Consider the following 11,781-nt stretch of genomic DNA (forward strand, 5'->3'; position numbering starts at 1 on the left):
CCCTATACCTGATGCCCCACCGGTGATCAGTACCGTTTTTCCTTTTATTTGCATGATTATAATTTCTAATGATAATTCTATTTTGAAGCATTAACAGATTTCAGAATGGATTTTTCAAAAACCTTATAAAAGAAATGCTGAAGCAGCAGTGCGATTGATGATCCTTTTCCGACAGGGTAACTAAACTTTGGATTCTTTTCCTTTACTGTTTGCAATAAAGTGGCGATAACCGGTGCAGGATCAGGTGCATTATCAAATGTACTTTTAGTATAGGCGGTTACCTTTTGCCTGAAGGTATCATACGCTGGGATCGTTCCTGTAGCAACAGTTCCGCTTTCACCGATATTGGTTTTAAAACTCATCGGCTCAACCATTACTACCTTGATGTTAAACTGGTTCAATTCAAAACGCAGTGATTTAAAATAACCTTCGAGTGCATGTTTGGAAGCCRCATAATAGGACACATTTGGAAGCCCCACTAGGCCCAGCAAAGAACCGAGGGTGATTATTTTTCCATGGTTTTGCTTTCTTAAGTAGGGTAGCAACGCGTTGGTTAATTTGATCGTTCCCCAAAAATTGGTTTCAAACTGCTGCCTGCCTAATTCAATGGGAGTTTCCTCCGCAAGTCCATTTACAAGGTAACCAGCATTGTTAACCAACACATCCAACTGTTTAATCTGACTGAAGAGCAACTGACCAAAAGATGTTATAGAGCGGTCATCATTCAGATCTAATGGCAATAACTTATATGGCAATTTTGCCTGGTATTTTTCGGGGTTCCTACTTGTTCCGATAACGTGGTAGCCATTTTCGTGGAGCCTGTTGGCGACAAGCAGCCCGATGCCAGATGAGGCACCTGTGACTAAAACCGTTTTTTCTTTTGATTCCATATCTTCTTAATTATAGACTTTTTAGTATATTTTCACACGTAGTTTTGCATTTAATTTAAACTGCGAAATGGTTTTATATTTTTTTAATAGTTAAAAATATAAAAGACTTTTTAGTATATTTTTAGTGAAAAAAAATTAGCCCTCGTAACTTTCTAATTCTGCTTTCAGGTTTTTGAGCAAACTCGCCATCGGTTTTGCCGTGTTCATAGACCTGCACATAATCACCGCACCTTCAACAGCAGCTACAGCTTTAAATGCATATACAGCAGGGTCAAGCTCGTCAGAAAACTCTCCGTCCTTAATGCCCTGTTTTAAGACACCAACAAATAATTCCTGTCCACGCCTTATTACACCGGCTATTTTCTCTTTAATTGCCGGAAAATGATCATCAGATTCAACCGCAACATTAAATATAGGGCACCCGCCTTTTAAGTAGGTATTTAAAGGATCCTTGTAAAAATCGAGAAATGCAAACACTTTAGCCTTTGCTGTTTTACCCTTACCGATAGTTGATAACATTTTTTCGCCGTTTGTTTTCAGCATAAAATCAACAACCTGTAAGGCAAGGTCTTCCTTGCCTTCAAAATGACCATAAAGGCATCCTTTAGTCAATTTTGTAGCAGCAAGCACATCGTCTATATTAGCGCCTGATATCCCTTTCTGATTAAAGATAGGGGCCGCTGTTTCCAGAATGAATTGCTTTGTTCTTTCGGCTTTAGTAAGCATATTAATAAATTTTACGCCACAAAAATATACTAAAAAGTTTAATTAAAAATACTTTTTAGTATATTTTATTCTTTGTGAGATGAAGATGACAATCACCGTGAGCCAAAAACAAATATTCCGTAGCGCCTGATTTATGTTGCACGGATGCAGGTTATTAACTTATGCAGGAAACTGTTCCATCGTTTTAAAAAGTGGCTCTTCCCTTTTTTGCCCGTCTTCAATTGCCCAGTTTGCCATGGCGTATAACACAGGTCGCAAAGCCTGCCCCGCATCCGTCAGGCTATAGGTAACGTGTGGCGGTATTACAGGTAATGCTACCCTCGAAATCAGTCCGTCTGCTTCCAGCTGCCTCAAATGTTGTGCAAGCATCTTTTCTGTAATATGAGGCATTGCCTTTTTTAACGCTCCGTACCGTTTTGATCCAGACATTAAGTGGAAGATAATAATCGGTTTCCAGTAGCTGCCAATTTTTTCCATCACATAGGTAACCGGACACAATTTAAAGACCGTTTGCTTATTTAATTGTATGGTGGATGTTTCTTTAACTTCATTCATTTTACACTTACTTTTAGGTGCGTACTTGCACAAATGTTAGTTCAAATATACCTTTGATTCAATTAAAATATCACAAAATGAAAAAAATTCTTGTATTTGGTGGTTCTGGCGGAACTGGAAAACATTTTATTGAACAGGCACTAAACGCCGGATATGCTATAACGGCTATTGTTAGAAATCCCCATGCTTTTACAATAATGCATCAAAATCTAAAGGTTATTAAAGGAGATGTTTTAATTCCACATACTTATGAAAAAGAGTTTGATGGGCACGAAGCAGTGGTTTCCTGTCTGGGTATCCCTAAAATTCAGCAAACCACCTTGTATTCGTCTGGCATCCGCAATATTGTAAACATCATGGAGAAATCTTGCCCGAAGCGCCTAATCTGTATTTCGTCAGGCGCATTAGACATCCCACCCAAGAGCTCGTTCATCATGACTTTTCTATTAAAGCATGTATTGCAAAAGCTCTATAAACCTGTATATGCTGATATGCGTATAATGGAAGGAATAATAAAGACGTCCGGCTTGGACTGGACAATTGTTCRGGCGCCAAAACTAACCGATGGCAAAGCAATAGGAAAGTATAAAAATATAACCGGTTTGCCGCTAGGTGGCATTCCGAAAATCTCGCGTGCTGATTTAGCCACTTTTATGTTTATACACCTCGCAGACAGCGGGACTTTTAAAAGTACAATTGATATCGCCTATTAAATGATCAGAAAATGAAAGAATACATTTCTGTTGAGGTAAGAGAAATCAAAACCGGACTTCCATCTCCAATCCCTCTAGACGTATCTTAGCGCCGAGATCTTAAAAATAATAATATTAGAAGAAAGTGGCGTAACTTTAGGAAGTTACACCACCTTAGGTTTATTAATTAGTTATTTCTTGCAATGATTTTCGAATTTACAGCGGTTCCGGGTTTTGACTTTATAATACAGTTTTCGGAACTAATTAATGTTCCGGTGAGAGATAACTTTTTAGAGATCCCAAAGAAAATGGGAGAAGGTTATGTACGTAAGGTTGGCTTTGGGGATGATTTTAGATTGACGATCCACCGGTACGTATTAAAGGAAGACCTGATTATTAAGCGCAACCCAGCTGCGCAGGCCAATGATATACGTACCATTTTCTTTTATAATGGCAACGATGATCGTGAAGTTAAATATAACAACGAGGCAAACGTACCATTCTCACAGAAAAAGGACGCTTCTATACTCCTATCTACAAATGATTTGCATACAGAAATCCGTTTCCCTGCCGGCAGCAACATTCAATACGTGGTTGTGGGCATTACGGCCAGCCGACTACGTTCAGTTCTGTCTGTTGAAAAACCAAATGGTACGATAACAACCATCATGGATGCAAACGCCTCCTTTCTCTTTTTCGAAAACCTGGATCCTGAAATGCAATTGCTCCTTAAAAATATTGTCTCCGTTGATATGAAGAGCGCTTTGAATAATTTCTACGTACAGATCAAGGTACAGGAATTAATGTATCTGCTTTTCAGTAAATTATCGCTTAGGGAGAATACGACTTTTAAGAACATAAATAGCAACGATGCAGAAAAACTGCTGACCATTCGCAACAAAATATTGAGTGATCTTAGTACTCCACCAATATTAAGTGAATTGGCCACTATCACTGCTATGAGCGAAACGAAACTTAAGCAGCTCTTTAAGCAAACATTTGGAGATACTATCTATAATTATTATCAAAAAGCAAGAATGGAAGAGGCTGCTTTTCTGCTGAAACAGGCCAAACATTCTGTTTCTGAGGTGGGATATGAGCTGGGATTTTCCAATCTCAGTCACTTCAGTCGGCTATTTGAAAAACAATATGGCATTACACCAAAGAAGTTTTCCTATACAGCTTAATTTTCTATTTTTCCAAAACACTACCCCGTCATTTGTCGGATAGGACTATTCTTCTGTCTTTTTGGGTTATTTTACCTACTGAATAGCTGATACCTTTGTTCGTATATTCAGTATAACAAAGAAGTAACTTCTACACCTGATATTCTTTAGGTGTGAGGTGTACAGATTATAATTTAAAAAAATGAAAGCGATACAATATAACGACTACGGAAATTCAGATGTGTTAGAACAGGTCGACGTTCCGGTACCATCAGTCCAGAATGGAAATGATGTGTTAGTTCAGGTTAAAGCAGCAGGTGTAAATCCTATAGACATTAAAATCCGGATGGGCTTTATGAAAGCCGTCCGCCCCGTAGAAATGCCGTTTATTCCAGGCGGCGAGGCTGCAGGAATAATTGTAGCCATTGGAGATGATGTATCAGCCTTTAAAGTGGGCGATGAAGTGATTGCCCTAACCAGGACAAATGCCTACGCAGAATATGTAACCGCAAACGAAAGCTTAGTGGTGCCGAAACCACAAGGACTTTCCTTTGCAGAGGCGGCATCAATCGGTGTCAACATTGGCACTGCCGAATCCGTTCTGTTCATTGCTGGTAAATTACAAAAGGGACAAAGCGTATTAATCCAGGGTGGAAGTGGTGCTGTTGGTGGTGCAATGGTACAGATGGCAAAAGCTGCAGGTGCATACGTTATTGCAACAGCATCGGGAAAAGGTGTGGCATTGGCAAAAAGTTTTGGCGCCGACGAGGTAATTGACTATAAATTAAAAGATGTTGCGCGTTTGATTAAGGATATTGACCTGGTAGCGGATACCGCAGGTGGTGAAGCCCAGACAAAACTTTTTCAAGTGCTAAAACCCGGTGGTATGCTGTTGAGCATTGTGGTACCACCATCGCAGGAACTGGCAGAACAATACGAGGTAAAAGCGAGTTTTGTCGCCTCCAACATTTCAGCCCAAACCTTGCAGAATGGCATTGAATTATTAAAAATTGGAAAATTTAAACCGGTTGTTTCAAAGATATTCAAGCTCGGAGAAGCAGCCGTGGCACAGGATTTTTTAACAGCCGGAGGTGTAAATGGAAAGGTTATCCTTACAATCGGTTAAAAATCGATCACAATTTAAATTTTACAAGTTTATATCACTAACATAATGAAAAACAACTCATGAAATTACTAGAAAAAGTAACACTAGGAAAGAAAATACTAAGGAACGCGATGGCAATGGCGCCAATGACACGAAGCCGTGCTAACATAGAAGGAGTAGTGTCAGACCTAACGACCTTATATTACACGCAGCGGGCAAGCGCAGGACTTTTGATAACRGAAGCCATTAATATCTCAGAACAGGCTATAGGAAGTCCGTTGACACCAGGACTTTATCATGATGAACAAATTGAAGCCTGGAAGAAAGTAACTAAGTCTGTACATAACAACGGAGGTGTAATTTATGCCCAGCTATGGCATACAGGTCGTGTTGGACATTCTGTAGACAGAAATGGAAAGCTCCCTGTTGCGCCTTCGGCAGTCGCAATAAAAGGGCAACAACATTTTACTTCCCAGGGAATGAAAGATTACGAAACACCTCATGAATTAACTATTGTGGAGATCAAACAAATCGTTAAAGATTATGGTAAGGCCGCTAAAAATGCTATCGAAGCAGGTTTCGATGGCGTAGAACTTCATGCTGCATTTGGATACCTGCCGAACCAATTTTTATCGGAAAGCGCGAACCTACGCACCGATGAGTATGGTGGTAACATTGAGAACAGGAACCGCTTCGTACTGGAAGTGATGCAGGAACTTGTTCATGCATCAGGAAGCGATAAAGTTGGCATTAAACTATCGCCAACGGTTTATTATAACAATATAGAAAATAGTGATCCTGTTGCTCAATTTAGTCCTTTGATCGAGGCATTGAATGAATTGCCATTAGCTTATATCCATTTGATGAATGGCATGTTCCCTTTAAACAATTACCCTCACTATCCTAAAAATGCGATAGAAACATTTGGCGGCATCAGTAAACACCTGGTAATGGCCAACGCTGGGTTCAATAAAGAAAACGGAGAGGCAGAACTGGAGAAGGGGATCACGAAAATAATTTCTTATGGTTCATTGTTTCTCGCCAATCCTGATCTGCCAAAAAGATTTGAATTAGATGCCGAATTTAACCAAATTGACCAAGCCACAATGTACGGTGGAGGTGAACACGGATATACTGATTATCCCTTCTTGAAAGATTGATCCTGGATAATTTAGAATGATATGAATGCAGAAAGTGCGAGAGAATATTGTCTCTCCTTCGAGGGAGTTACCGAAAAAATGGCTTTCAAAAAAGCCTCTTCTGAATATGACCGAAACTTACTGGCTTTTTATGTGAAGGATAAATGGTTCTGTTTTTTTAATGTGGATGAGTTTGATTTTTGTACCTTAAAATGTGATCCTGAGGAATCAAAGAAACTTCAGGAAAAATATGAAGATGTAACGCCTGCTTACCACATGAATAAAAAACATTGGATCAGTGTTTATTTCAACAAAAAGGTTCCTGATAAGGTAATCAAGAACCTGTTAAAAAACTCGTATGAACTTGTGGTGGCTTCACTAACTAAAAGGATAAGAAAAGATTTAGAAGAGGACGCTCGTGAAAACGGATAAAGATCAAAGATAGGTGGGCATCGAACAATTTGGTGAGTTTTGTTGTCATTGGTTCCTTCGAAAAAGCGCAGGTTTAACAGCTATCTTTTTATTTACATCGGATAGCGCCCCATTTTGATATCGAGTTACCACATCTTTTAAGGCGCTACCATATTTACAAGAAAGGGTAACCGTTAATTGCAGCACAGCTATGGGCATATTGGCTCTGGCAATGGATACAAGGACGGCTACCCTTTTTTACGCTAACCGTTAAATGGTCTCTCATCTACAATTATAAAATATCCGATACGTTCCTTAATTAGCCACTTCCCATCCAGACACACGTATTTGTCATCGTACTTAACGCTGTAATCTGTAAGGATGGACTTACCTTCAGATTCTCTGATCATTTTGATCTGAGAAAAAGAAACACCTGTAGCGGTATCACCATCTATTTTCACAGTATGCTGCCCGTTCATTGTAAAATAGGTTTTTACTAAAGAGGCATGCCCGTTAAATTCCGTTTCCATGGTTTCTGTTCCGGACACATTTGCAGCTAAGAAGTTACCCATATAAACTTTGTAGGTGGCATCTGGCGTAAACAGCCTCATTACTTCTGAGATCTCTTTTTCATCACTTAAATAGGCATAAGCATCTATTAAGCCCCTTAATTCTTCTTTGATTTTCAAAATTTCTAATGTCATAATTTTTATTTTTTTGTGTTTTAAAGTTCTTTTTATAATCATCAAAATTAGGCTATATTCGCTAACAATTTATTACCTGTTACCCAAAGGTTAGTTAGTAATCAAAACATAGCGAAATGGACAATAAAGAAGAATCGGTAAAAAACAAAGAATTTACAGAAGAGTGCCATAAAATTCTAAATGGGATGGCTGATGCACTCTATGCAGTTGGCGGTAAGTGGAAACTGATGATAATTATTGCAATGGCCAGGGGAAACAACAGGTTTACAGAATTGCAGCGGCAAGTTAAGGGGATCTCAGCCAGAGTACTTTCGAGCGAACTAAAAGACCTTGAAATGAATGGTTTTATCATAAAGAAAGTATCCGTAGGCTATCCTGTTGTAATAGAATACGAATTGTTGCCTTATAGTTATACGCTTGAAAAAGTCATTGGAGCGATGACCGAATGGGGCATCCAGCACCGGGAGAAAATAAAAAGTGAAATGTCATCCAAAACCAAAGAAGGGCAATTATAATACTGTTTCAGAGAAATGGTATTATGATTGTTTCTGTTTACCTCCCTTTAGCAACCTAGCCATTGTTCATCATTTTGGTTATATTTCTGAAAAACTGCTGGAGCAGAGAACTCTCTTCGAATTTCAGCATCAACCTGCATCCCGTTCTTCAAAACTATCTTGCTATCGGGAGTTTTTATTCTTAAAATGTTCGAAGATTGCTTAAAGCAATACTTCTCTGTAATCTGACAGAAAAAAACGCCAGTAGAGTGTTCCAATTCCAGACCGTGTGAACATTTGTATAACAAATTTGCTGATTATTAGCCATATCCCAGATCTGAATACGGTTATTTTGCTTCCCTAACCAATATATATCTTATATGAAAAAACAAAATTCACTGACAGGTGTAACCAGGAAGGTTACTCTTGTTGTGGCTGCAACCTTGGTGTTTGCAAGCGCTGTATGTTTAACAGGCTGTAAAAAAGACGAAAAGATCGCGCCTGGGGAAGTCACTGCTCCGCCCCCTCCTACCAAAGCTGTCGCCACGGTAGAATCCTACCAATCGGGTACACATAACGGCTTCTTTTGGTCGCTTTGGAAGAGTGACGGCGCAACTGGCACAGTCAATTATGCCAATGGTACCGGGGGAAATTACAGCGTTAACTGGAACGGCTTTAACGGTAATTTTACTTGCGGTAAAGGTTATTCAGTAGGGTCAAAAACCTATAAGATAGGCTATAACCTGAGCACTTATTCAAACTCCGGAGGTGGTACTTTTGGATGGTACGGATGGAGTAGAAGCCCTTATTTTGAGTATTATGTGAATGAAACCTGGGGTGCGGTTTCACCTCATAGCGGGACTTACCTGGGAACATTTGAAACCGATGGTGCAGGTTATAATGTATGGACCCGATGGATGACAGGTAAAAATATCGACGGTGGCGACGGTTTCAGGCAGATTTATAGCTCCAGGGTTACAAAGGTTCCTACCGGACAAAATCGCGTCATTACTTTCGCCAACCACTATAACAAGTGGCAAAGTTTCGGATATACGCTTGGTCAGTTAAATATTCCTGCGATTATGGTTGCGGAAACATGGGGCTCTAATACGAATGGCAATATTAACTGTACCATTTGGGCCGCACAGTAAACATTTGTTTAAACCCATCACAACCACATTACTGCCTGGCAATAAGCCGGGCAGTATGTACTGCAGGTACTTTATGATCAATACCTGGATTAAAAATGCTTTTAATATTATTTAACAATTAGTTATTATGAGATCCATACTTTATTTCCTTGCATTTTTCAGTTTTATCCTTCCCGCCTGCCATTCGCCAAATCTTAAAAATACAGATGGAAACAAAAAATCACTGATCGGAAAATGGCATCGGTTTTCCAAAGCGAATGGATATAGCGAATTTGATATTGATTCGCAATATGTAGTTTTCTATAATCAGAAAGTTGGCCGCTTTAAGCTTCCTTACAAAATAGAAAATGATTCCTTAAAATACCTTACCAAAGATTATGTAGCTAAGATTACAGACTACGGAGACTCCCTTCTTTTGGAAGGCAACGATAGTACTCAAGCGGTGTTGCACAGGTTTAAAGAACCACATGTTCCTTTTGCAACAATTCCTGAACAAAAAGATTCTGTATCATTTGCATCATACATCGCTGATTTCGATAAAAGATTAATCAGTGAGTTTGAGAAAGCCGGAATAAAGATTTCTGATGGTATGGAAAAACCTGAGGGACCGGTTTACGAAGAACTGTTAAAAAAAAAATCAGCAAATAGGTAAAAGATGTTTAATAATTTAAACAACTACTCAAACTATAATCGGTGAGCATTCATACCGTTAATATGCTCACCGAATTGCTCACCTTTTTCGGATCAAGCGGAAAAGCTCTGCCGTTATACCAATTTCTAAGCTGATAAGTGGTTCGCTCCATTGCAACATCCCTATCATCCTGCAACCTTTGCTTATGGGTTCATTCTTTTAAACATTCCCTGTATTTCAACGGGTGTTGCTTTTGATAACATTTCGCTATATCCAAAAGTCAATTCATTCCTGCCTTCTTTTAGTTGTTGAAATATTGCATTAATAAAATCCTCAACAGAAGGGTGCTCGCTGTGCAAGCCTTTGCCGCCCAGGTCAGTATTGAGGGCTGGTGGGATCAATTCGATGACCTCTATATTTTTTGATTTTAATAAATGTCTCAATGAAATGGTAAATGAGTGGAAAAAAGCTTTTGTAGCACAATAAACGGGTACCTTTGTAAGGGGCGCAAATGCCAGGCCGGAGGTTACATTAATGACCGTATCCAGTGATTTGAGTTCGGTAAAGAGTGAAGTTAAATGCAACGGCGCTAAAACATTTATTTGAATTTCATTTTTTGCTTTATCATAAAAGCGCTCGTCTGAAATATCCATCCAGTTTTGAATACCAGCATTGTTTACCAATACGTTCAAATCACTATGGTGTTCAGCAATCCATTGATAAAGTTCCGTTCGCCCGGATTCCTCTGATAAGTCGCATACCTTTGTTATTACTGCCGGGAATTTGTCAGACACTTCTTGCAGCGCTTCTTTCCTTCTGCCACAAATAATAACCTGGTTGTTTTCCTGAATAAATCTTTCAGTTAATCCCAAACCGATGCCAGTGGCTCCGCCAGTGATTAAAATTTTATTGTTTGATAATTTCATTGTTTTTTGTTTAATATTCAATGTTTTAAAGAATTTTTATCTTTTTCAATTCTATGTTTTTTAACTTGTTCCATACAAAAGCAGATTATAAACCCAACAATTTTTCGGCATTTTTATAACCGATTTTTTCTTTGGCCTCTTCTGAAATAGGCGCACTTTCAAGAAATTGCCTGGTACTATTATCTATTAAATAAGGGTAATCACCTGAATAAATAATTTTGTCGGCCCCCAGCTCATCAATCACATATTTAAGTTGAGCTTCAGAAAAAAGTCCGCTTGGTGTGATATAGATATTGCTTTTATAATAGTCGGAGATTTTGCGCTCTAATTTTAAGGTTTTGCTTAACTGATCGTCTAAGCGGTTCAGAAAAAAAGGAACCAGTTCACCCCAATGTCCTGAAATGAGTTTCAGGTCAGGCAGTTTATCAAAAATGCCCGAAGCAATTAAGCGGACAATTGCAATTCCTGAATCTAAATGCCAGCCATATCCTGCCGATGAAAACATAGCACCTGCAATGCCAGGCCAGTTATTACTCTGATAATAATGTGCGGCAATATTTTTGGAGATGAAACCAGGATGCATATACACAGGCACATTTAACTCCTGGGCTTTAGAAAAAATGGGCAAAAATGCTGTTTCATCAAAAAATCGGCCATTAAAAGTTCCTGAAAGCATTGCGCCTTTAAAACCTAATTCCTTCACTGCCCGGTTCAACTCTTCTCCGGCCGCAGTTGGGTCGGCAACGGGCAAGGTGGCAAAACCGGCAAATCTTGTTGGGTACTTTTTTATCAGCCTGGCTAATTCATCATTGGCCTCGCGGCAAAGTTCAGCGGCCAATGTCTTGTCCGTTATGTTTTGAGGACTTCCGGCACCGTAGGAGAGCACCTGTATGTCAATGCCGCTTTCATCCATAAATTTTATCCGCCGTTCCCCAACATCTTCCATATCCTCGCTGCTTGGCCCAATTTTCATGAGTTCCTTTTGCACTTCATCATTAGGTGCAGTGCCACCATTTTCTTTGATATTAAATGCGGCTAATTTTTGCGAGATGCTTTTCAGGATAAAATGCTCCTCAATGGTAATTATTTTTAGTGGTTTCATTTTCTACTATAGTGACAATGCGAATTAAGCCCGGAAACTCAATTCCAAGGCACTTTTATACGGATTAAGATTAGCTAGCGGATTATTTA

Annotated in this window: 14 protein-coding genes; 8 read left to right on the forward strand and 6 right to left on the reverse strand. The window is 39.2% G+C overall.

Annotation, left to right across the window (positions count from 1 at the left end; all coding sequences use genetic code 11):
• Window positions 1-77 precede the first annotated feature (77 nt).
• The 3 genes from AC1DPQ_RS05645 to AC1DPQ_RS05655 form a co-directional block, all read right to left on the reverse strand.
• Window positions 78-890, reverse strand: coding sequence for an SDR family NAD(P)-dependent oxidoreductase (locus AC1DPQ_RS05645; RefSeq protein ID WP_477608339.1), 813 nt, complete (start codon window positions 888-890; stop codon window positions 78-80).
• A 135-nt stretch (window positions 891-1,025) separates the two neighbouring features.
• Complete coding sequence (locus AC1DPQ_RS05650; protein WP_477581816.1) at window positions 1,026-1,616, reverse strand: TetR/AcrR family transcriptional regulator; 591 nt, start codon at window positions 1,614-1,616, stop codon at window positions 1,026-1,028.
• Window positions 1,617-1,775: 159 nt separating this feature from the next.
• Window positions 1,776-2,171, reverse strand: coding sequence for a winged helix-turn-helix transcriptional regulator (locus AC1DPQ_RS05655; protein WP_230142685.1), 396 nt, complete (start codon window positions 2,169-2,171; stop codon window positions 1,776-1,778).
• Window positions 2,172-2,248: 77 nt separating this feature from the next.
• On the opposite strand from AC1DPQ_RS05655, the gene AC1DPQ_RS05660 reads away from it, so the two are divergent.
• From AC1DPQ_RS05660 to AC1DPQ_RS05680, 5 genes are all read left to right on the forward strand, one after another.
• The gene (locus AC1DPQ_RS05660; protein ID WP_477608341.1) at window positions 2,249-2,884 is read left to right on the forward strand and encodes an NAD(P)-dependent oxidoreductase; all 636 of its coding nucleotides are present in this window, start codon (window positions 2,249-2,251) and stop codon (window positions 2,882-2,884) included.
• 182 nt (window positions 2,885-3,066) lie between these two features.
• Window positions 3,067-4,050 carry a helix-turn-helix domain-containing protein gene (locus tag AC1DPQ_RS05665; protein WP_477581819.1) on the forward strand — a complete coding sequence of 328 codons (984 nt, stop codon included), beginning with the start codon at window positions 3,067-3,069 and terminating at the stop codon, window positions 4,048-4,050.
• Window positions 4,051-4,231: 181 nt separating this feature from the next.
• Window positions 4,232-5,155 (forward strand): NADP-dependent oxidoreductase, encoded by a 924-nt coding sequence (locus AC1DPQ_RS05670; protein ID WP_477581821.1) that lies wholly within the window; start codon window positions 4,232-4,234, stop codon window positions 5,153-5,155.
• Between the two features lie 59 nt (window positions 5,156-5,214).
• Window positions 5,215-6,294, forward strand: coding sequence for an alkene reductase (locus AC1DPQ_RS05675; protein WP_477581823.1), 1,080 nt, complete (start codon window positions 5,215-5,217; stop codon window positions 6,292-6,294).
• Window positions 6,295-6,315: 21 nt separating this feature from the next.
• A complete protein-coding gene (locus AC1DPQ_RS05680; protein ID WP_477581824.1) occupies window positions 6,316-6,705 on the forward strand; it encodes an MmcQ/YjbR family DNA-binding protein in 390 nt (129 codons plus the stop codon).
• A gap of 242 nt (window positions 6,706-6,947) precedes the next feature.
• On the opposite strand, the gene AC1DPQ_RS05685 is transcribed toward AC1DPQ_RS05680, so the two are convergent.
• Window positions 6,948-7,388 (reverse strand): nuclear transport factor 2 family protein, encoded by a 441-nt coding sequence (locus AC1DPQ_RS05685; protein ID WP_477581825.1) that lies wholly within the window; start codon window positions 7,386-7,388, stop codon window positions 6,948-6,950.
• 116 nt (window positions 7,389-7,504) lie between these two features.
• Here AC1DPQ_RS05685 and AC1DPQ_RS05690 point away from each other — a divergent pair, with 116 nt between their 5' ends.
• The 3 genes from AC1DPQ_RS05690 to AC1DPQ_RS05700 all read left to right on the forward strand — a co-directional run bounded on the left by AC1DPQ_RS05690 (window position 7,505) and on the right by AC1DPQ_RS05700 (window position 9,685).
• Complete coding sequence (locus AC1DPQ_RS05690) at window positions 7,505-7,903, forward strand: winged helix-turn-helix transcriptional regulator (RefSeq protein WP_477581827.1); 399 nt, start codon at window positions 7,505-7,507, stop codon at window positions 7,901-7,903.
• 359 nt (window positions 7,904-8,262) lie between these two features.
• Window positions 8,263-9,033, forward strand: coding sequence for a glycoside hydrolase family 11 protein (locus AC1DPQ_RS05695; RefSeq protein WP_477608343.1), 771 nt, complete (start codon window positions 8,263-8,265; stop codon window positions 9,031-9,033).
• A 127-nt stretch (window positions 9,034-9,160) separates the two neighbouring features.
• Window positions 9,161-9,685, forward strand: a complete 525-nt coding sequence (locus tag AC1DPQ_RS05700) for a hypothetical protein (RefSeq protein ID WP_477585712.1) — start codon at window positions 9,161-9,163, stop codon at window positions 9,683-9,685.
• A gap of 182 nt (window positions 9,686-9,867) precedes the next feature.
• Here the strand turns inward: AC1DPQ_RS05700 and AC1DPQ_RS05705 are convergent, their stop codons facing one another.
• Both AC1DPQ_RS05705 and AC1DPQ_RS05710 read right to left on the reverse strand, forming a co-directional pair.
• Window positions 9,868-10,590 carry an SDR family oxidoreductase gene (locus AC1DPQ_RS05705; RefSeq protein ID WP_477585714.1) on the reverse strand — a complete coding sequence of 241 codons (723 nt, stop codon included), beginning with the start codon at window positions 10,588-10,590 and terminating at the stop codon, window positions 9,868-9,870.
• A gap of 85 nt (window positions 10,591-10,675) precedes the next feature.
• Window positions 10,676-11,692 (reverse strand): amidohydrolase family protein, encoded by a 1,017-nt coding sequence (locus AC1DPQ_RS05710; protein WP_477608345.1) that lies wholly within the window; start codon window positions 11,690-11,692, stop codon window positions 10,676-10,678.
• Window positions 11,693-11,781: the final 89 nt, after the last annotated feature.

The sequence above is a fragment of the Pedobacter sp. 01T416_2 genome (genome assembly GCF_056398925.1).

Coding starts and splice junctions, on each gene's coding strand:
- AC1DPQ_RS05650 (WP_477581816.1), bottom strand. CDS start 1,616: ATGCTTACTAAAGCCGAAAGAACAAAGCAATTCATTCTGGAAACAGCG.
- AC1DPQ_RS05655 (WP_230142685.1), bottom strand. CDS start 2,171: ATGAATGAAGTTAAAGAAACATCCACCATACAATTAAATAAGCAAACG.
- AC1DPQ_RS05665 (WP_477581819.1), top strand. CDS start 3,067: ATGATTTTCGAATTTACAGCGGTTCCGGGTTTTGACTTTATAATACAG.
- AC1DPQ_RS05670 (WP_477581821.1), top strand. CDS start 4,232: ATGAAAGCGATACAATATAACGACTACGGAAATTCAGATGTGTTAGAA.
- AC1DPQ_RS05680 (WP_477581824.1), top strand. CDS start 6,316: ATGAATGCAGAAAGTGCGAGAGAATATTGTCTCTCCTTCGAGGGAGTT.
- AC1DPQ_RS05685 (WP_477581825.1), bottom strand. CDS start 7,388: ATGACATTAGAAATTTTGAAAATCAAAGAAGAATTAAGGGGCTTAATA.
- AC1DPQ_RS05690 (WP_477581827.1), top strand. CDS start 7,505: ATGGACAATAAAGAAGAATCGGTAAAAAACAAAGAATTTACAGAAGAG.
- AC1DPQ_RS05695 (WP_477608343.1), top strand. CDS start 8,263: ATGAAAAAACAAAATTCACTGACAGGTGTAACCAGGAAGGTTACTCTT.
- AC1DPQ_RS05700 (WP_477585712.1), top strand. CDS start 9,161: ATGAGATCCATACTTTATTTCCTTGCATTTTTCAGTTTTATCCTTCCC.
- AC1DPQ_RS05705 (WP_477585714.1), bottom strand. CDS start 10,590: ATGAAATTATCAAACAATAAAATTTTAATCACTGGCGGAGCCACTGGC.
- AC1DPQ_RS05710 (WP_477608345.1), bottom strand. CDS start 11,692: ATGAAACCACTAAAAATAATTACCATTGAGGAGCATTTTATCCTGAAA.